The organism is Epilithonimonas sp. (genome assembly GCF_032054305.1).
GTDB lineage: Bacteria > Bacteroidota > Bacteroidia > Flavobacteriales > Weeksellaceae > Epilithonimonas.
Map to the genome: position 1 here is coordinate 130575 of NZ_DAMBSX010000006.1, position 20991 is coordinate 151565.

Sequence of the window (20991 nt, forward strand, 5' to 3'; positions counted from 1 at the left end):
ATTAGTTATGCCTTTAAAACAAGAATTAGAAACCCAGGGAAATTGGCTGTTCAGATACAGAAGTTTTTTGCCGATTATCGTTCTGGCGCTTGGCTTAGGAGTTTTTATCCAAAATGTTTTGCTGAAAAACGATAATGATTGTTCACTTTTCTTTGAGATGCTTTGTTTAGCTGTAAGCATTTTAGGTTTGATTATAAGAGTGTATACTGTTGGTTTTACTCCGCATAATACTTCAGGAAGAAATACAAAAGCAGGGCAGGTTGCAGATGAATTAAACACTACAGGTATTTACAGTACAACCAGAAATCCATTGTACTTAGGTAATTTTTTTATGTGGCTTGGGCTTGCGATGTTTACTGAAAATCTGTGGTTTGTAATTTCATTTGTGTTTTTTTATTGGGTCTATTATGAAAGGATTGTTTTTGCTGAAGAGCAATTTTTAGAAAGAAAATTTGGAGAGCAATATACTAAGTGGGCTGATAAAGTACCGGTTTTTATACCGAATTTATACCTTTTCAGAAATACTCATCTTAGCTTCAGTTTAAAAAAAGTTCTATTAAAAGAAAAAAACGGACTTTTTGCCATGTTTCTGATTTTTACTGTTTTTGAAATTACCGGAGAAATTATCCTAAGACATACGCATTATAATATGATTTTTATTGTAGGCTGTATTCTTACTATGATTCTATACATTATTTTAAAAGTAATAAAAAAACGTAAAACAATGTTGCAAAATAAATTTAGTCAATAATTAAAAAATCCTCAATTATGCTTTTAAACAAAAGAATTTCGGTTTGGTATTTTGTTAAACAGATTAAATTTCAGATCGTTTTGATTGTCAGCTTTGCTTTTCTAATAGGCTTTTTAGACGACATTGATTTTTTGAAAAAAATTACCATACCATTGAGTATTCCTGCACTTTTAGGAACTGCTGTCTCTTTACTTTTAGCATTCAGGACTGCACAATCTTATGAAAGATGGTGGGAAGCAAGAACCGTTTGGGGCGCTATTGTGAATGATTCAAGATCATTTATGAGATTAATAAAACAATTTTTCCCTAACTCAGAAAACGATACATCTGAGTTTGCAGAACGACATATCATCTGGCTGAATGCTTTAGGAGAAAGTTTAAGAAAAGTACCTTTTTCAATAAGAGTAAGAGAATACTTAGAATCGCAAAACATCAATGCTTTAAATATTCCCAATGCCCTTTTAGATAAACATTCTGATCACCTTAGGAAATTGGCAGAACAGGAGAATTTATCTGAATACAAATTGGTACAGATGAACGATATGGTCATCAGGTTTTGTGACAGTATGGGAAAATGTGAGCGTTTAAAAAATACTGTTTTCCCTCGTGCCTACAGCATTTTGCTGCATACATTGATTTACGTTTTTGCATTTCTTCTGCCATTTGGACTGGAAGACTCACAACTTGGTGTTGAGATTGCCACGACAATTATTGTACCTGTGATTTTTATAGCTATTGAGAAAACAGCAATCATAATGCAGGACCCCTTTGAAAATACACCGGTAGATACTCCAATGACATCATTAGCAAAAACAATTGAAATCAATCTTTTGCAAATGATCGGAGAGAAGAATGTACCAGTTAAAGAAGTGAGTACAAGCTATTATGAAATGTAGGCTTAATCTAATACAAATCTTAGTGTTATGAACGATCAGAATAAAAATATTTCGGCTTCTGCAAAACATAAAAGAAATCTTTTAATTGTCTTATGTTTAAGTGGCACTTATATGATTGCCGAAGTTATTGGCGGTTTAGCTACTAAAAGTCTTGCGCTACTTGCCGATGCAGCTCATATGCTTACTGATGTGGTCGGATTATTCCTTGCTTTTATAGCAATCAAAATTGGTGAAAGAAAAGCCGATGCACAGAAAACATTCGGCTATTACCGAACAGAAATTCTGGCGGCAGTAATCAATGCGGTAGTTCTGTTGGGAATTTCTGTATATGTATTGTTTGAAGCATGGCAAAGGTTCAAAAATCCCCCTGAAGTACAGAGCACAGCTATGATGATCGTTGCCGGAATAGGCTTGCTGGTGAATATTATCGGAATCATGATTATTAGAAAAGATTCAGGTGAAAGCCTAAATATGAAGGGTGCCTACTTTGAGGTTCTTTCTGACGCGCTTACCTCAGTAGGAGTAATGATTGCCGGAGTTATTATGTTGACGACAGGATGGTATTATGCTGATCCCCTTATTTCCGCTGTGATAGGGTTATTAATATTTCCGAGAACCTGGAAGCTCTTGAAAGAAGCTGTGAATGTTTTATTAGAAGGAACTCCAAAAGATGTCAATATAGAAGAGCTTAGAAATTCTTTGGAATCTGTAAAAGGAGTTATTAAACTTCATGATCTCCACGTTTGGTCATTGACTTCCGGCGTTAATGCGATGAGTTCCCACGTAGTAGCCGACCATCAGGAAGATCTCAATAAACTTTTGAAAAATTTGTCAGATAAAGCCACCTCTGAATTTAAAATTAGCCATACTACATTCCAAATTGAAACTGAAGGGCACCAAGAGGGGGAGGTTCATCTATAATAGCAGTTGTGCCATCTTGCATTAATAGATGAAATAAGTAAATGGGAAAATTTCTAAAACATCAAATAGACTATGAATTATAAAAATCTGGGTCTATTCAAGATGAATTACATACTTACGTATTTTTTTACGCAATTAATCATTTCAAATATTTAGATATATGAAATTAAAACAAAACTATTGGGGCAATTACACATTACTGGTTTATTCTTTTTTATTTTATCTGGTATCGTCTTTACTTCTCCGATTTGGATTTTTAGCAGTCAGTTTTCAAAAGGCTGATTTATCTCTGTTACCTATAATGAAAATTTTTCTTCTGGGATTTTTGTTTGACTTTGGAGTTGGATTATTCTTTCTGCTACCATACAGTTTTTATCTATTGATTTTTCCTCAGAAATACATAAGGTCTTTATTCAATAAAATTATTACCTACAGCACTTTTATTATTTTTCTTCTTATACATTTATTTTCATTTTTTGCCGAGGTTACATTTTGGCAGGAGTTTGAGAGCCGATTTAATTTTATTGCTGTAGATTATTTGGTATATACTTACGAAGTTATTAATAACATAAATGAGTCTTACCCTTTACCCGTTTTGATATCATCGATACTTCTGCTTATGACCTTAATATTTATTTTGTTTTACAAAAGCAAAATATTCTTTTTTTCATTTAACGGACAACATAAATTTTCGGTTAGACTAATTGTTTTTTTAGGATTTTTCTGCCTTACCATAATATACTCTTTGTTTATCAGTAATAGTTTAGCAGATAAAAGTGTCAATCGTTATCAAAATGAAATTTCTAAGGCAGGAATTTATTCGTTTTTCTCCGCCTATAAAAACAATGAAATCAATTACGATCATTTTTACAAACTAATTGATAACGAAAGCGCTTTTAAAATAGTTAGAACTGATTTGAACGATAATCAAAGATTTTTCTCAAATAACCTTTCTATAGAACGAAAAATATCCAGCAAACAAAATCTTATAAAGCCAAATGTTATAATGATAACAATGGAAAGTTTCAGCGCGGACTTTATGGGTACTTTCGGGAATAAACAAGGGCTTACTCCAAATTTAGATTCTTTAGCCGGCGGTGGCATTTTATTCTCACAAATGTATGCTACAGGAACCAGAACAGTGCGTGGAATGGAGGCTTTGTCGTTAGCTGTCCCACCAACGCCAGGCAACAGTATTGTCAGAAGAGAAGATAATGATCATCTTACAACTATAGGCTCAATTTTTAGTGCACAAGGTTACGATAACACATTTATTTATGGAGGAGATGGATATTTTGATAATATGAATAAATATTTTGGAAATAACGGATATGATATTATAGATAAGAAGAGAAATCCTTTGGCAAAAGAAAACTATCAGGCATTGAGGACGCCGATCAACCAGAAAGAAATTACGTTTGAAAATGCATGGGGGATTTGTGACGAAGATTTATACAATCAAGTGATTAAACAGGCAGACCAGAAATATAAACAAGGAAAATCTTTTTATGATTTTGTGATGACCACTTCCAATCACCGTCCGTTTACATATCCTGATGGCAAAATTGATATACCATCCGGTTCGGGTAGGGAAGGTGCAATAAAATATACAGATTATGCTATCGGACAATTCTTTAAAAAAGCTAGAAGTAAGCCGTGGTTTAAAAATACAGTATTTGTGATTGTAGCTGATCACTGCGCAAGTAGCGCAGGTAAAAATGAAATTGATATTTCCAAATATCATATCCCAGCAATGATTATAAATCTTCCGAACCAAAACTCTTTAAAAATTGAAAAAATGTGTTCACAAATTGATCTTTATCCAACTTTATTTGATTTAATGGGATGGAACTACAGAAGTAACCTTTATGGTAAGAATGTTTTGAGCGACAATTATATTCCTAGAATTTTTGTAAGTACCTATCAAAAGTTGGGATATATGGAAAACGATAAACTTGTGATATTGAGCCCTCAGCAGAAAGTGGAAGCTTATTTATATAATAAAACGCAAAATCAACAGATACCAAAGATTTTTTCTGATCAGTATATTAACAAGGCTGTCGCAAATTATCAAACTGCATATTATCTCTATAAAAATCAAGGTTTGAAACAAAAATAATCAAGTAATGTTAGATACAACATGGATATAAAATTTGAACTTATTCTTTCAGGCAAATTGCTGCTATCTATATTATTCGGCAGCATTATAGGTTATGAAAGAGAAGCAGCTCATAAAGATGCCGGTATACGAACGTTTGCTATTCTTTGCTTGGCATCTTGTCTTTTTGTTGCGGTTGCCTCTCATCTTACAGATGATAAATCAGCGATAGCCAGAATGCTTGCAGCAATTCCGGCAGGACTTGGATTTATAAGTGCTGGATTAGCATTAAAAGATAAATCAAGCAATATGCAGGGATTAACAACATCTACAGCACTATGGGCAGCGTCAGCTATTGGAGCGGCTCTTGCCTTAAATATGTTTTTATTGTCATTTTTAGCAACTGTTCTCACCCTTTTTGTATTAAGCCTGAATAAATTCAAATGGTATAAAAACTGGATTGCAAAGAAGGAGCAAAGTAAAAATTTAAAATAAAAAATTAAAAATCACTTAAAATATACTTCTATGAAACATCAACACACTTACGATGAGCAAGGTAACCAGCTTTGCTGTACGCCTCAGGAAGGCAAGATTTATAAGGATGCAGGAGCCAAAAAACTCATTGTTGAGGATAATGGCTGTTGTTCAACAAATGTAAAGAAAGAAGTACAGCATCATTCCGATGACGATGGACATAACCACGATCATGACAATAGTGATAAGAGTACTTTTCAGATGTTCCTTCCCGCAATAGTTTCATTGTTATTGCTTCTGTTGGGAATTGCGTTAGATAATTATTTTAAACCAGACTGGTTTAAAGATTGGATTCGTATTGTTTGGTATGCAGCAGCTTATGCCCCTGTCGGGCTTCCTGTTTTAAAAGAAGCTTTTGAAAGCATTAAGGATGGTGATGTTTTCTCTGAATTCTTTTTGATGAGTATCGCAACTATAGGAGCTTTTATAATTGGTGAATATCCTGAAGGTGTAGCTGTTATGTTATTTTATGCTGTAGGGGAAGTTTTTCAAACACTAGCAGTAACAAGAGCAAAAAGTAATATTAAAGCTCTTCTTGATCAAAGACCGGATGAGGTGACAATTATTGAAAATAACGAAACAAAAACTATTAAAGCTTCCAATGCAGAGATAGGGCAAACCATACAGTTAAAACCTGGAGAAAAACTTGCTTTGGATGGAGAGCTTATTTCAGATTCAGCATCTTTTAATACGGCAGCACTAACCGGCGAAAGTAAACCTGATACAAAAAATAAAGGAGAGACTGTTCTTGCAGGGATGATTAATATGAATAGTGTTGCTTTGGTAAAAATCAATACAGCTTATGAGGACAGTAAACTCAGTAAGATTTTAGAATTGGTTCAAAATGCGACTGCGCAGAAGGCACCTACGGAGCTGTTTATAAGAAGATTTGCAAGAGTTTATACTCCGATTGTTGTTGTGTTAGCAGTACTGATATGTCTTATTCCATATTTTTTTGTCGATAATTATATTTTTAGAGATTGGTTATACAGAGCTTTGATCTTTCTGGTAATTTCTTGTCCTTGTGCTTTAGTCATTTCAATTCCTTTAGGGTATTTTGGAGGTATTGGTGCAGCAAGTCGAAACGGAATTTTATTTAAAGGCAGTAATTTTCTAGATAAGATTGCCGAAATAAAAAATGTTGTGATGGATAAAACCGGTACTATGACGGAAGGAGTATTTAAAGTTCAGGAAGTCGATATTAAATCAGAATTTGATAAAAATGAAATCCTTAAGATGGTTAATGTTGTAGAGAGCAAGAGTACCCATCCTGTGGCAACTGCTATCCACGAATATGTTGGCGATTTGGATACATCAATTAATGTTGAGAATTCTGAGGAAATTGCAGGTCATGGTCTTAAAGCTGTAATCAACGGTAAGGATATACTCGTAGGGAATTTCAAGCTTATGGATAAGTTCAATATTCAATATGATGTTGATCCTTCAAAAATTGTTTACACCGTTATTGCAATTGCTTATGATAAAAAATTTGCAGGCTACATAACTATCGCTGATAGTATTAAAGACGATGCTAAAAAAACTTTAGAACTGTTACATAATTTAAATGTAAAGGCAACAATGCTTAGTGGTGACAAAACAAGCGTTGTAAAATATGTCGCAGAACAAATAGGAATTGACAACGCTTTCGGTGACCTTCTTCCTGAGGATAAAGTGAACAAGGTGAAAGAAATAAAATCCAAAAATGAGAGCGTTGCATTTGTTGGTGACGGTGTTAATGATGCCCCAGTGGTTGCTTTAAGTGATGTCGGTATTGCCATGGGCGGCTTAGGGAGTGATGCGACCATTGAGACTGCTGATGTCGTGATTCAAGATGATAAACCTTCAAAAATACCAATGGCTATTAACATTGGCAAAAAAACTAAAAGAATTGTCTGGCAGAACATCATTTTAGCATTTGTGGTCAAAGCAATTGTTTTAATTCTTGGAGCCGGAGGATTGGCAACAATGTGGGAAGCTGTTTTTGCAGATGTAGGTGTTGCATTGATTGCAATTCTAAATGCTGTACGCATCCAACGAATGAATTTCAAATAAAAATAACATAGCATTCTAATTTCACTAATCACTTAAGAAAAGTTCCAACAAATATCAATTAAAATAAAGTTCTCAAACCGAGAACAGGTTGTTTATTGAAAATATTCAACAAAACTATTTACTCTAATTTTTCAATTAATGCAATGATAATCAATATTATAAATAAGATTCCAGTTCTTTTTTTTATGCTAGTATGCAATTTGGCTTTAGCACAGGATAGCTTAACAGTAAGTGAAAAAATTGGGGATACGATTGCTGTCCAAAAACCTGAAAATAATTTTAGTTATAAGAGACTTATAGCCCCTACAAGTTTAATATCCATAGGAGCGATGAGTTTCGCTATTCCTAAAATGAAAGAATTTGATGCAGGAGTACGAAAAGAAGTAAAAGACCATAATCTTCATAATTCTACATTGGATAATTATACCCAATTCATACCTGCCGTGATGGTTTATGGATTTAATATTTCAGGTTTGAAAGGCAAGCATAATTTAAGAGAAAGAACAATTATTCTTGCAACATCGCAGCTAATATCGACAGCAATCGTAATACCTTCAAAATATTTAATTGGAGAAGAACGCCCAGATAAATCCAACAATATGTCTTTTCCGTCTGGGCATGCAGCAATTGCTTTTTCAACAGCGCAGTTTATGTATAGAGAATATAGAGACAGTAATTATTGGCTCAGTTTATCAGGATATCCATTTGCAATATTCACAAGTGTTTACAGAGTTATTAATAACAAACACTGGGTAACAGATGTAGTAGCGGGCGCTGGGGTAGGAATACTTTCAACCGAATTAGCTTATTGGCTATTTCCGAAAATCAATATGTTTTTATCAGCTAATAAAAACAAAAAATCTGTCTCTATGCTTGCCCCTCTTTATCAAAAGAATGGTCATAGCAATACTTTTGGGATTAATTATCAGATAACCTTCTAATTTAGAACATGGGATTTAAACGACGTTTTAGAAGAAAAATTATTCGAAGAGGTAAGCACAGGCTTACTTCTCAAGATCTTTTTTTTATTGTTGGCTGGCTTCTTTTTATGCTCCTTTTGGTAATTCATCAGGTATACAATTTTAATATCAAATATGTTAAGATTCATTCGCATCCTTCGGAAAAAACACACACTCATAATGACGGAAAATGACAAATTATCAACAAATTTTTTAAACCATAATATTAACCCTTTATTTAAATCAAAATGAAAAAACTTGTACTAACTCTTTTGGTAAGCCTTGTATTAAATTCTGTTTATGGACAGGCTCCGTCAAACTATTATGATGGCACTGCGGGATTATCAGGAGCTTCTTTAAAGTCAAAGTTGAAAACTATCATTACCAACGGCCACCAAGATAATGGCTATGGCAATTTGCTGACAGCTTTTCAAAGCACAGATAGGGATTATTTCTACGAAAATGATGGAACTGTAATGGATATGTATTCTGAAAATCCGACAGGAACAGATCCATATATTTATAATCATGGAGTCAAACAATGTGGAAATTATAGTGTTGAAGGAGACTGTTACAACCGAGAACATGTCGTACCGCAAAGTTTATTTAATCAGAATTTACCGATGAGATCTGATGTCCATTTTGTTACACCTACTGACGGAAAAGTCAACGGAATGCGATCAAATTATCCTTTTGGAAAAGTAGGATCAACCTCATTTACATCACTAAACGGTTCTAAACTGGGAAGTTCAGTATCTGCAGGTTATGCGGGGACTGTTTTTGAACCAATTGATGAGTTTAAAGGTGATATTGCCAGAATGATATTATATTTTGTAACCAGATACGAGACGCAGCTATCAGGTTTCAGCAGCGGAAACATATTAGGTAGTACAGCCTACCCTGGCTTACAGACATGGGAATTAAAACAATTACTCGAGTGGAATAATTTAGATCCTGTTTCTCCTTTTGAGATAGCAAGAAATAATGCGGCATTCACTTACCAAGGTAATAGAAATCCATACATCGATCGTCCTGAGTTCGTCGCTTTAATTTGGGGTGCTTATATGGGAGTTGCAGATGTAGATTTGTCAAAAAGTCTTGTGATCGTTCCTAATCCCGTAAAAGATAATAAGATTTATGTGTTAGGCGGAAAAAATCTAGGACAATATAAAATTGCTTTGATTTATAATATGACTGGTCAATTAGTACAGACAATTGAAAATCCATTTCAAAAAGATAATACAATTATTCTTACAGATCTTCCTAAGGGTATTTATATTTTGAAAACTGGCGATCTGAATACAAAGTTTATTATAAAATAAATCAATAAAAAAGATTATTTATAAAATACTGTTCTAAGTCAAAAAAATTATAATATTGGTTAGATTGTAAATTATAATATCTCCCATTAGTTGAGAAGGTTTTTATGTGTAAATATTTAATACATAAATAAAGAATAACTTTTTTGTACCATATTTGTACCATAAAAATATAACTATTTGATTTATAGTAGTTATTATATTAGAAGAGGTGAAGTAATTATTGATCAGAATTGATCATTAAAATATAAAACCGTTATAGACAAATGTTTATAGCAGTTTTTGAGTTCTAATTTAAATATTACTTCGGATAAGCGTATTGATTTTTAACATATTTATAACGGTTTTTATAAAAATTTTAAAATTTCATGGCGTGCTTATTGTTTCTTAATGGAACGATTCTCATGTTTAATTTGAGTTTTCATGGTTATTAGTTTTTACCCAGCTTTTGCTGGGTTTTTTATTTATAGAAAAGCTTAGATCGTTATTAAAGTTGATGTTTTTATTGAGAATCGGTTTTGGGCAAACATTTTCCGATCAATTGATAAACGGTTTTTAATCTGTCGGTAAACTTCTCCATATTCTTTGTCATTCTTTTTACTTCTTGTGGGTCTTTGGATTTCAAGACTTCGTCGCCGCTTTTGGAAATGCATCTTTTGGTTTCTGCAGGGGAGATTGTTCCTTCTGGAGATATTTTTGTCTGGATGCATTCGCAGGATTTTTTCGCTACTTCTTCCTCGATGGTCTGGGCTTTCGACAGAGAGAATGTCATTATTAAAAAGAAGCATAGAATATATTTTGGGGAGAATGGGGTCATTTTGATAAAGGTTTGTATCAAAGATAAAATATTCTGAGAACCTGTGATTATTTGTTTTAATAATGTCTTATCAATTTTTAGAATTCAATCATAATTTTATAAAGTTGTGGTTTTTGTTAATGATAATAGTAGTTGATTGTTTATAATTTAAATTAAATGACTTATCAATATGAATATTAATTTAAATAATATTTGTTTCTAGCTGAAAATATAAATATATTTGAGTGTCAAAGATGTTGAGTTGATATGATACTAAATAATAATACTGCTGAAGCTAAAAAAGCTGGAGAAAAAATAATGATCAAAGCCGGGAAATATAAAGTAAATGAAGATGGGTTTATTGTTATCAGGAATTTCTCTACAATAAAAAACTAATTTAAAATGAAAAAGAAACTGTTAACAATTTTCGGGATTTTACTAGTCGCTTTATTTATAATATATAATGTTGGTGTAGATATAGGAAGTGTACATCTTGGAAAACGAACTGATGATATTGAGGTTAATAATCAATATGACATAAAATCCAGCAATTTTTATAAACAGTTTCTTTCTACGGGTCAATTAGCTGTGATTAATTTATGGGCAACGTGGTGTCAACCTTGTGTAGAAGAAATGCCAATATTTTTAGAACTTCAGGAAGAATTTCCAGATGTGAGATTTGCAACACTTTCTATAGATAAGGATAGCGAGAAGTTACAGAATTTTCTTGCGAAAAATAAGTCACTTCCGGATGTCACGCTTCTGAATGCAGCTTACAGAAAGGCTATCCGTAATTTCCTGGAAAATAGAAGTGAGAAGAGTCTTGTTTATACGGAAATAGTTCCAATCACTTATTTTATTAAAAGTGGCAAAGTCGTAAAAAAGATCGAAGGTTCTATGGACAAAAAAGAAATCACTTCAATTATCGGTTCATTAAAATAATTAATAAAAACAATGACAAAAAACAATTATCTACTGATTGCTTTTTTGTTGCTCATTCCTCTTTTTTTTAAATCCCAAAATACAGGTCTTGACAAAGGTATTGCTATTGGAAACATATTGATACAAGGTTTTTCAGCAATCAAAGGAAATGGAAAATCTGTTGATCCTAATGCAAAAACAGTAGATAGTTTTTGCTTCAAAAACAAAATGGATGAAAAAATTGCAGTAAACTTAGTTGGAAAAATAGAAGATGAGGAAATTAAAAAAGCATTAGTGGTCCCGAAAGAATCTAAAGAATGTATATATGACTTTCCAAAAGGTATTTACACTTATGAAATACTTTTGAATAAAGAAATTTATCAGAAAGGAGAGTATAAAGTTTCGGAAGAAACGATCATGACAATTAATAAATGAAAAATCCCCGAGTGTGAGCTTGGGGATTTTTTGCTACTAATATTAAGATTGCTTCACTTCGCTCGCAATGACATTATTTTCATTCGTTAGAAAACATTAGAATAAATTATCTTTGCAATCCTAAACAACAAAAAATGTTTTCAAAAATCACAGTTCACAGAGTCGGTAATAAAATCAATGGAGAGTCTTTAACGCTTTCTCAGCAGGAACTTCAGCTGGATGAAGAGATGAAAGAATTGCTGGGGAATTACTTTATCAATACTTTCAAGTCTGAGGAGCAGTTTCAGTTTTACAGTGATTCTTATTTGGTGAACAATCCTGTTTACAGTTCTGTTTCCGAGATCTTTGAAGACCAGGCGAAGTTCCAATGGGAGTCTGAAAACATTGCCAAACATCTTTACGAAGCGGCGGAAAACCCGAGAGTTCAGGCAGGCGAGTTGTTCGTGGTTTATTTTGAGGGCGAAGTTTTTGAGTCTGCAGATGGAAAAAGTGAAAAGACAGATTCTATCGGACTATTCAAGACTGAAAAGAGAGAAGGTTTCCTGAAGATCAATCCTCAGGACGAGTCTTTTGAAATTGAAAGAGATTTCGGGATCAGCTTGACAAAAATCGATAAAGCAGCGTTGATCTATAACAGCGAAAAAGAAAGTGGCTACGTTTTGTCTGTGATAGATAACAACAAAAATGGCGACATCTATTATTGGTTCGAAGACTTTCTTAAAGTAAAACAGCGGGACAACGAGTACTTCCACACGCAGGAAACTTTGTCTGTTTACAAAGATTTCATTACCCAAAAATTGCCAGAGGAATTTGAAGTTTCCAAAGCAGACCAAGCCGATTTCCTGAATAAGTCCATCAATTTCTTCAAAGAAAAAGAAGAGTTCAAGTATGACGATTTCGTCAAAGAAGTTTTGCAGGATGATAACGTGATCGAAAGTTTCTCCAACTTCAAATCTGATTATGAGCAGGATATGCAAATTTCGATTTCGGAAGATTTCCCAATTAACAATCAGGCGGTCAAAAAACAGCAGAGACATTTCAAATCTATTATCAAACTCGATAAAAATTTCCATATCTATATCCACGGTGACCGGGACAAATTGGAAACGGGACAGGATGACAAAGGGAAATATTATAGATTATATTTCGAAGAAGAGAAATAGGCTTTGTAATATTCCGAGGAAAGTATCTCTCGCAGATCTGGCAAATTAGGCAGATTTTTGGATTATCTGCATAGTCTGGTAATCTATGGGAATTATTTTAAAGTTTAAATATTTCTAGAATTTAAAATAATAGTAGATTCAGTTACAAAAAATTTCTACCTTTGTGGCTATGTTGAACAAGGCAAACAAACAATTTCAAAAGATCATTTCGGTATTTTTTACCGCGATGTATGTTTTTGTGGTTTTGTTTTCTTCAGAATTACATAACCACAAGGGCGAATCTTTTTACAAAGATTCAGGTTCCAAAAAAACAGAAAAGTCTATCACGAAGGAGCTTTCCAACAACCAATCGGGCGACTGTCTGGCCTGTCATTTTTTGGCAACGGGCAATACGCTGGTTCCGGAGGTGTTTACTTTTCATTTTGAGAACCACACACAGGAAACCAAGCAGATCATCTCTGCTCAGGAAAAAGTTTGGGAACAAACCAAATCTACCATCCAACTCCGCGGTCCACCCGCACTTTCTTAAATTTCAGTTTTCTCAATAATCCATTGAGAATCTCTTTGAATTGTATTAGACTTCTTTGGTGACTTCCGGCATTGTTGGTTGTCAATATCTGATTGATTTGGGCAGCTATTTCCGCCCTCCACTCCCGCTTTTTTCTTTTTTGGCAAAAAAGAAAAAGAGCTCCGTTCAGGTCGGGCTGCAGGATTCAGGTTCCAAAGATTGTTCTGACGTCAATTCAAAATGACTTCATAGGTACTCGGTACTTTTACTTTATACATTTTACAAATGAAATATATTATTAACCTGATGCTGGTCTTTTTCGGACTTGCATCAGTATCTGCGCAGAGCTATGCTGTAGAAGGTGTGGTGCAGGATTTCCATGACAAGACGATGCTGGAAAATGTCACCGTTTCTTTGGGAAAATATTCTGTGAAAACGGATAAGAAAGGCAATTTCAAAATCAAGAATGTTTCTGCGGGAACTTATACTTTGCTCGCGAAGCATCCTGATTGTGATGATTATTCTGAGTCTTTGTCGGTGGATAAAGATTTGCATCTGACCATCAGTCTGGAGCATCACGTGAACCAAATCGAAACGGTGACGCTGCACGGCACTCACAAAAATAACGGAACGATGGTGGTGAAAACCCTTGACCGCTCGGAAATCGAGAAAAATACCACAGAAAATCTGGGGAATCTTCTTAAAAACATTTCTGGTGTCAGTGGTCTGAAAACGGGAAACAATATCGTAAAACCCGTCATTCACGGTTTATACGGCAGCCGGATTTCCATCATCAACAACGGTGTAAAAATGCAGGAGCAGGAGTGGGGCGTAGAACACGCGCCAAATATCGATGTCAATAATTTCCAGCATATCGATGTGATCAAAGGTACTTCGGCACTGCGATACGGCAGTGATGCCATTGGTGGTGTTGTGGTTCTGGAACCGGAAATTTTTCCCAAGAAAGATACGCTGAAAGGAAGTGTCGGGCTATCCGGAATTTCCAACGGGCGAGGTTTGGGCGTGGATGTAAATCTTGCCAAGGTCTGGAGCAATGGCTGGGCTGTGAAAACAGGCGGACATATGCAGAAACTGGGCGACCAAAGCGCACCGGATTATCATCTGAAAAACACGGGTTCGGATTTTTCTTCGTTCAATTTTACGTTGCAGAGGAATACTTTTAAAAACGGAATCTCTTTCGATTATTATCTGACGAATCAGAATCTTGGGATCTTGCGGGATTCTCACGTTTCTACGCCGAGAGATTATGAGCAGGCGATGAATGCGCCGATTCCTTTGTACTCCGGGAACTTCAGTTATGATATTGATAATCCGAGACAATTGGTGGAGCATCATCTGGCGAAGGTTTCAGCTTTTAACCGATTTGAAAATATCGGGAAAGTGTCTGCGACGTATAGTTTCCAGTACAATCACCGACAGGAATTTGATTTGAGAAGAGGTGATCTGAGTGCGATTCCGTCACTGGATCTGGCTTTGATGACACATCAGTTTAATATCAATGACTTGCTGGAGCGGGAGAAATGGTCTTTGGAAACGGGAATTGATGCGAGTTTTCAGAACAATTATTCTGACCCAGCCACGCAATCCAGAAGACTGATTCCTAACTATGATAAATATTCGGCGGGAATCTATTCGGTTTTCAAATACAAGATCACACCTGAGCTGAATGCTGAAGCCGGAATCCGCTATGATTACAATTATTATGACGTGACCAAATGGTACGACAAAAGCGACTGGGAAAATTATTATGCCGATACGTTTCCGCAATTTTATGTGAGAACCAAGGCCAACAGGGTTTTGACGAGACCAAAATTGACCTATGAGAATCTGTCGTATAACGCCGGTCTGGAATATCATCCGTCGAATCAATTTAATCTGAAATTCAATTATGCGAAAGTGGGAAGAACGCCTAATATTGCGGAGTTGTTTTCTGATGGATTACACCATTCTGCCGCAATTATCGAAAGAGGCAATATGAATATCAAAAATGAGGAAGGTCATCAATTCAACTTGATTGCAGATGCCAAGTTGGATGTTCTGAAAGGTTTGGATATCTCGGTAAATCCTTATTATTTCATCACGAAAAATTTCATCAACCAGGTTCCGAACGGGACATTACAACTGACCCAGGCGGGAACTTTTCCGGTTTGGATCTATCAGCAGATCAATGCGAAAATGTATGGCGTGGACCTGGATGTCAATTTGAAAATCACGGATGATTGGGCTTACAATGGTCGAGGCGCTTATGTCCACGGACAAGATGAAACGAATAATGAACCGCTGATCCTGATGATGCCAATGAACTTTACCAACGCCTTACAATTCAATAAAAAAGAATGGAATGGTTTCTATCTGAATATTGAAAATAAAATTTCTATGACTCAAAAGCGTTTTCCGATTCATAATTTGCAGTACACTGATTATGTGGATGGAGAAGAGGTGACTCATAACGTGGATGTCAGTACGCCACCAAAAGGCTATTCGCTTTGGAATGCGCAAGTGGGAATCGATTTAGCAAAGAATTTTTCTGCAGGCCTTTCGGTTAATAATATTTTCAATACTTCTTACAAAGATTATCTGAACAGAATGCGTTTTTTTGCCAATGACATGGGGCGAAATTTTATCATGAATCTCAGATACAAATTTTAAAAATCAATTAAAACAATCAAACAATTATTAAAAAATTTAAACAATGAAAAATAGAATCAATCTTAGAAAATTAGCGAGTCTTTTAGCCGTTTTATTTTTAATTTTTAATGTGGTTTCTTGCCAGAGAGACGGCGATTCCGCCGAAGATGACCTTCCGCAGGAGGAACTGACGAAAATTACTTTGAATGTGAAAAACCTTACGACTCTTGAAAGTATTCCTTATAACTACATCATTGGTTCCGCTGCACCAGTGATCAAACTGGAAGACGGGAAATCTTATGAGGTCACAACAACTTTCTGGAACGGTAGCGAGGAAGTGACTAAAGAAATAAGAGATGCGAAGGATGAGCATTTCCTGATTTTTGATTTCCCAAGGTCAACTATCAATCTTACAAGAGAAGATGGCCCGGAGTCCACAGGAAAATTAGGAAAGGTAGGTTTGAAAACCAAATGGGATGTTGTAAAAACAGTAAATTCTTCTTCTCCATTATTACAATTGACACTGATACACGAACCTGCTTCTGCAAATGAGGCTCAGAATGGAACTGCCTGGGGAAGTGTGAGCGGCGGGGAAACAGATGCTGAGGCTACTTTTGGACTAAGCAATTAATATTAATAAAAACAAAAAGAGATTATTTTTAATAGTCTCTTTTTTTTACGGTTTGAATAATATTAAATCGTGTTCATAATCAGAATGTTATATGGTTTGTATTGATAATTTTTTATTAAATTTGATAATTATTTGTTGGAAATTAACACACTCCATCAAATTGTTTTGATTTTATCAAGCATAAACAAAATGAGATGATTAAAATTTATTTTAAGAACAGAGGATACTTGTTGTTCCTTTTATTTCTGTCAATAAACTATTATTCCCAATGTACAAGTTGTACGGTTACAAACCCTGCAAGCGGTAACTATACATTCTCTTCTGGTAGTGTTGTTTGTTTCACGACAAACACAACTTTGAGTGATGTTACTTTTGAGAATAACTCCAAGATCTGCATTGCGCCCGGAGCTACTTTGGTCATCCAGAATAATGTCAATTCTGCCAACGGAAGCAATGCTACTTTTGAAATTGCCGGAACATTGCAATTCAATCAAAATCCGAATATCAATTCTAATCTCACCATCAATATTGCAAGTGGTGGAACAATGAGGTCCGGGACTTCAGGAAATAATAATTTCACTTTCAGCGGAACTGCAAATACCTTGACCAATCGAGGTGTCGTGGATGTCGGTGTTTTGGGGTTTGGAAATAACGGTGCTACCAACGTTATAGATAATTATGGAACTTATTCTATCACAAGTAACATCAATATATCAGGAACGACCACATTTAGAAATTTTGGGACGATCAATGTCGGACAGAATTTCAGCAGCAGTAATGCAACCACTTATATCAATTGTGGTACGATGAACACGGCCCAGGGATATAATCTGAGCAGTGGAAGAGTTATAAATACCGGAACCTTCAATGTAGGAACAGGGACTGTGGATATGGGTTCGAACAGTCGTTTGGAGAATTACGGTACATTTTATTCCAAAGGATCTATAAATGGATCGAGCACATCTTCCATATATAATGAGGGACTTTTGAAAATAACAACCTGGCAACCTAATGGTGCGACCATCAAAGGACCGGCCTCATCTTCAAAGAAAGGTTTTGTATATGTTCTCAATCAGATCAATCCCAACGGAGCCAAAGTTGGACCTGATCTGGATTTCACAAGATACTCGCAATACGAGGCGACAATGGTAAAATCGGGGACACAAGGTGCAACCGCGATTTTTGCCAATGCGCCCAATTATATCAATACTTCTGGAGCTACGACAACGGCTGCTTTGTCAAATGTGACATTCGATTGCTCTGCGGGAGGAACTTGTGGAGCTGCTTTAACGACTGATATTGGATTATGTGCCAATACGGATGGGAGCTTTCCGCCAGTTGCGACTAATGATACTTTTGCTGTCAATGCTGGTTCTTCTTCAGCAAGTTCCGTCTTGGCTAATGATTTTGAACAATATAACGGGGCTGCCGCAACGACCTCCAATGTGATTCTTACACAGATTTCTACATCTAACCCGAATGTCACACTTAATACATCTACTGGGTTGGTTCAGGTTGCCTCGGGCGTTATAACGGGAACTTATACTATTACTTATCAGATATGTCGTGTAAGTTTACCAAGTAGTTGTAGCACGGCAACGGTTACTATAAATGTAACGGGAGGTGATCCAGTCTGTTATAAACCGGCGGTTACATCAGGAACAGCTTTGCCATCTCCAAGCGGAATTACGTCTTTGACCAGGGCGAGTCCAGGAGATACGAACTGGCCGGAGACAAGAAAAGGTGCATGGATGGTTTTAGAATCTAAGACCAAGGGTTTTGTAATTAATAGATTAACGACAACTCAAGTGGGACAAATACCAACTCTTGATCTGAAAGAAGGAATGATGGTGTATAATACCACACTGAATTGCCTGCAGATCAACACGGACGGAACAGCGTCTGGCTGGAAATGTTTCAATACACAAAGTTGCCCGGATTAAATAAATACATAACAAAAATGAAAAAAAAATTATTGCTCTTTAATTTTGTTTATGGACTTTGCTTTTCTCAAGTCGCCATTGGCAAAACTGAATTGGAATCTGCTTCATCTTCTATGGAGTTTGGATCTGAAAAAAGAGGACTGGTTCTTCCTTGGGTGACGAGCGAAAATGCAGTTTCGGGAGTCGTAAATGGAACTTTGGTTTTCGATGTTAATGACAAAAAAGTAAAAGCCTACGTAAATAATGCATGGAAAGATCTTTCTGTAAATACTAATGGAATTGCCGATACTACATTGCAGGACGGATTGGTCGAAGAAACTGGAGCAAAGGTTTCTTTCGGTCCTGTTACGTCAACTCCAGGTATATTGGTTTTGGAGGATACCAATAGAGCAATGATCCTTCCTAAGGTAGCTAATCCACATCTCAATATCGTTTCTCCAACGCCTGGAATGATTGTTTATGATACAACTAAAAAGATGTTGGCAGTTTTCAATGGGGCAGTTTGGACATTCTGGAAAGGTTCTTAAAAATTAATAATTGAATTTTATGATTTTTTATAAAAATCAAGACTGTATTTAATTTTGAAGTTCCTCAGAATTTGCCTATTTTTGCAACCTAAAAATTTCAATTAATGAACGTTACAGCTAAAAACCACGATGAGGTAAGTGCATTGCTTACAGTGACATTGGAGAAAGCAGATTATAAGGACAAAGTAGAAAAGCAATTGATCAACTATGCAAAAAATGCACAGGTTCCTGGATTCAGAAAAGGGAAAGTGCCATTGAGCATGGTAAGAAAACAATATGAAGCTGGAATCGCTTTCGAAGAGATCAACAAGCAGGTTTCTGAAGCGTTGAACGGTTATGTAAACGAAAACAAACTAAGATTGGTTGGACAACCGGTTCCTCAACCTGTTAATGATTTCAATCATAATGCTGAGTCTCTATCTGTAGCCTTTGAAGTTGGATATGAGCCGGAATTCACTGTGGATCTGACCAAGTATGAAGCACCTCACTACAAAGTAGAAGCTTCTGACAAAGAAATCTCTACAAGTGTAGAAAATATGCAAAAGCGTTTTGCGGAAAGAATTCCTGAAGAAAAAATAGGAAAGGATTCTTACGTCGCTTTAGAAATTTCTCAAGTTGTGGAAGCTGATGCAGAAGGTGAGCATCACCACGCACCAAAAAGCGTAACTGTTTCTAAAGAACAGAAAGAAGCTTACGATTTGGTTAAAAAATTGAAAAAAGACGGTTCTGTAAAAATTTCTAAAGAAGACCTTGCTGCTAAAGAGGAATTGGCAAAGCAATTAGGATTCAGCAAAGAAGAAGCAGAACATCTTCATCATAACGAGGTTGAAGTAACTGTAAAAGATATCTACGGATTGAACTTGGCAGAACTTAACCAAGAATTGTTCGACAAAGTTTATGGTAAGGATGTTATTACGACAGAAGAAGAATTGAGAGCCAGAGTGAAAACTGAATTGGATGAGTATTTCCAACAAAATGCTGATGTTCATTTCGTAAACAAAATTCTAGAGCAAGTTAACGAGAAAGAAGAAATCAAATTGCCAGAAGAATTCCTGATTAAATGGTTGTTGTTCTCTAATCAAAATATCACTTCTGAGGCCCAGGCAAAAGAAATCCTTGAAAACGAGAAAAACATTATCAAAGGACAAATCCTTGAAGGGAAATTGATGAACGATAACGAGATCCAATTGGATTATTCAGAAGTTCTTGGACAAGCTGAGCAATTGGTAAGAAACCAGTTGGCAATCTACGGAATCCACCACTTAGGTGATGATGAGGTTCAAAAATATGCTGCAGAAATGTTAAAAGACGAGAATCAGGTAAGACAGATCTCTTCTGAAGTTGCTATGGCGAAATTGAAAGACGTTATCTTGGAGAAATCTAAGAAAAACGAAACTGCAATCTCTCACGATGAGTTTCTTGAAGTATTGAAGAAATAATTTTCCTCAAAATATATTGAAAACGCTCCAAATTTTTGGAGCGTTTTTTTATTTTTTTAAATAATCTATTTGAGACATTAAATCAGAGATTCTGTTTTCGTATACTTCAAATATTTTTTCGGGTATCTGTTGATTGATGACGGAATTTTGATTGATTAGATTGGTTGCCTCTATTTTGCTATTGTAAAAAGAGATATTAGCACTTTCTGTTTTAAACAAGTCAAATAAATCAATGTCGTAAAGGTTTGATAGTTTTTGTAATAAGTCTATCTCAGGTTTTGCTTCGTCATTTTCAAGTCTATTATATACCACTTCTGAGATGTCCAACTTCTGCGCTACTTGGGATGGTGAAAAATTTTTTTGTTTTCTAAGTTGTTTTAATCTGGTTCCAATTGACATAATGATTTCTTTTACTTTCTGCTAATGTACAAAATTAGAATAAGTATCTG

At 35.3% G+C, this 20991-nt stretch carries 20 protein-coding genes; 18 read left to right on the forward strand and 2 right to left on the reverse strand.

From position 1 onward, the window contains the following. Positions 1-7: 7 nt before the first annotated feature. The 8 genes from RTX21_RS14015 to RTX21_RS14050 all read left to right on the forward strand — a co-directional run bounded on the left by RTX21_RS14015 (position 8) and on the right by RTX21_RS14050 (position 9533). The gene (locus RTX21_RS14015; RefSeq protein WP_002977370.1) at positions 8-751 is read left to right on the forward strand and encodes a methyltransferase family protein; all 744 of its coding nucleotides are present in this window, start codon (positions 8-10) and stop codon (positions 749-751) included. Positions 752-768: 17 nt separating this feature from the next. Beyond that, complete coding sequence (locus RTX21_RS14020; protein WP_002977372.1) at positions 769-1647, forward strand: bestrophin family protein; 879 nt, start codon at positions 769-771, stop codon at positions 1645-1647. 27 nt (positions 1648-1674) lie between these two features. Beyond that, positions 1675-2568: a cation diffusion facilitator family transporter gene (locus tag RTX21_RS14025; RefSeq protein ID WP_002977374.1), complete on the forward strand. Its 894-nt coding sequence runs from the start codon at positions 1675-1677 to the stop codon at positions 2566-2568. Positions 2569-3574: 1006 nt separating this feature from the next. After that, complete coding sequence (locus RTX21_RS14030) at positions 3575-4687, forward strand: LTA synthase family protein (protein ID WP_260255230.1); 1113 nt, start codon at positions 3575-3577, stop codon at positions 4685-4687. Between the two features lie 21 nt (positions 4688-4708). After that, complete coding sequence (locus RTX21_RS14035) at positions 4709-5161, forward strand: MgtC/SapB family protein (RefSeq protein WP_002977378.1); 453 nt, start codon at positions 4709-4711, stop codon at positions 5159-5161. Between the two features lie 30 nt (positions 5162-5191). Further along, positions 5192-7252, forward strand: coding sequence for a heavy metal translocating P-type ATPase (locus tag RTX21_RS14040; RefSeq protein WP_002977380.1), 2061 nt, complete (start codon positions 5192-5194; stop codon positions 7250-7252). Between the two features lie 143 nt (positions 7253-7395). Continuing rightward, positions 7396-8193 carry a phosphatase PAP2 family protein gene (locus RTX21_RS14045; protein WP_002977383.1) on the forward strand — a complete coding sequence of 266 codons (798 nt, stop codon included), beginning with the start codon at positions 7396-7398 and terminating at the stop codon, positions 8191-8193. Positions 8194-8459: 266 nt separating this feature from the next. Continuing rightward, entirely contained in the window at positions 8460-9533 is a 1074-nt protein-coding gene (locus RTX21_RS14050) for an endonuclease (protein ID WP_002977387.1), read from the forward strand. A 499-nt stretch (positions 9534-10032) separates the two neighbouring features. Here RTX21_RS14050 and RTX21_RS14055 read toward each other — a convergent pair whose 3' ends face one another. Further along, positions 10033-10347: a hypothetical protein gene (locus RTX21_RS14055; protein WP_312768586.1), complete on the reverse strand. Its 315-nt coding sequence runs from the start codon at positions 10345-10347 to the stop codon at positions 10033-10035. Between the two features lie 246 nt (positions 10348-10593). On the opposite strand from RTX21_RS14055, the gene RTX21_RS14060 reads away from it, so the two are divergent. The 10 genes from RTX21_RS14060 (at position 10594) to RTX21_RS14105 (ending at position 20542) form a co-directional block, all read left to right on the forward strand. Further along, positions 10594-10722: a hypothetical protein gene (locus tag RTX21_RS14060; protein ID WP_312768589.1), complete on the forward strand. Its 129-nt coding sequence runs from the start codon at positions 10594-10596 to the stop codon at positions 10720-10722. A 6-nt stretch (positions 10723-10728) separates the two neighbouring features. Next, the gene (locus RTX21_RS14065) at positions 10729-11268 is read left to right on the forward strand and encodes a TlpA disulfide reductase family protein (protein ID WP_312768592.1); all 540 of its coding nucleotides are present in this window, start codon (positions 10729-10731) and stop codon (positions 11266-11268) included. Between the two features lie 12 nt (positions 11269-11280). Further along, a complete protein-coding gene (locus tag RTX21_RS14070) occupies positions 11281-11682 on the forward strand; it encodes a hypothetical protein (protein ID WP_312768594.1) in 402 nt (133 codons plus the stop codon). 134 nt (positions 11683-11816) lie between these two features. Then, the gene (locus tag RTX21_RS14075) at positions 11817-12845 is read left to right on the forward strand and encodes a nucleoid-associated protein (RefSeq protein WP_312768596.1); all 1029 of its coding nucleotides are present in this window, start codon (positions 11817-11819) and stop codon (positions 12843-12845) included. Between the two features lie 169 nt (positions 12846-13014). Next, complete coding sequence (locus tag RTX21_RS14080; RefSeq protein ID WP_312768601.1) at positions 13015-13374, forward strand: hypothetical protein; 360 nt, start codon at positions 13015-13017, stop codon at positions 13372-13374. A gap of 264 nt (positions 13375-13638) precedes the next feature. Beyond that, the gene (locus RTX21_RS14085) at positions 13639-16023 is read left to right on the forward strand and encodes a TonB-dependent receptor (protein WP_312768604.1); all 2385 of its coding nucleotides are present in this window, start codon (positions 13639-13641) and stop codon (positions 16021-16023) included. A gap of 43 nt (positions 16024-16066) precedes the next feature. After that, positions 16067-16633: a hypothetical protein gene (locus tag RTX21_RS14090; RefSeq protein WP_312768606.1), complete on the forward strand. Its 567-nt coding sequence runs from the start codon at positions 16067-16069 to the stop codon at positions 16631-16633. Positions 16634-16827: 194 nt separating this feature from the next. Continuing rightward, the gene (locus RTX21_RS14095; protein WP_312768608.1) at positions 16828-18576 is read left to right on the forward strand and encodes a hypothetical protein; all 1749 of its coding nucleotides are present in this window, start codon (positions 16828-16830) and stop codon (positions 18574-18576) included. Positions 18577-18593: 17 nt separating this feature from the next. After that, positions 18594-19103, forward strand: a complete 510-nt coding sequence (locus tag RTX21_RS14100) for a hypothetical protein (RefSeq protein WP_312768611.1) — start codon at positions 18594-18596, stop codon at positions 19101-19103. A 104-nt stretch (positions 19104-19207) separates the two neighbouring features. Continuing rightward, positions 19208-20542 (forward strand): trigger factor, encoded by a 1335-nt coding sequence (locus RTX21_RS14105; RefSeq protein ID WP_312768613.1) that lies wholly within the window; start codon positions 19208-19210, stop codon positions 20540-20542. 48 nt (positions 20543-20590) lie between these two features. On the opposite strand, the gene RTX21_RS14110 is transcribed toward RTX21_RS14105, so the two are convergent. Further along, a complete protein-coding gene (locus RTX21_RS14110) occupies positions 20591-20941 on the reverse strand; it encodes a helix-turn-helix transcriptional regulator (RefSeq protein WP_312768615.1) in 351 nt (116 codons plus the stop codon). Positions 20942-20991 lie beyond the last annotated feature (50 nt).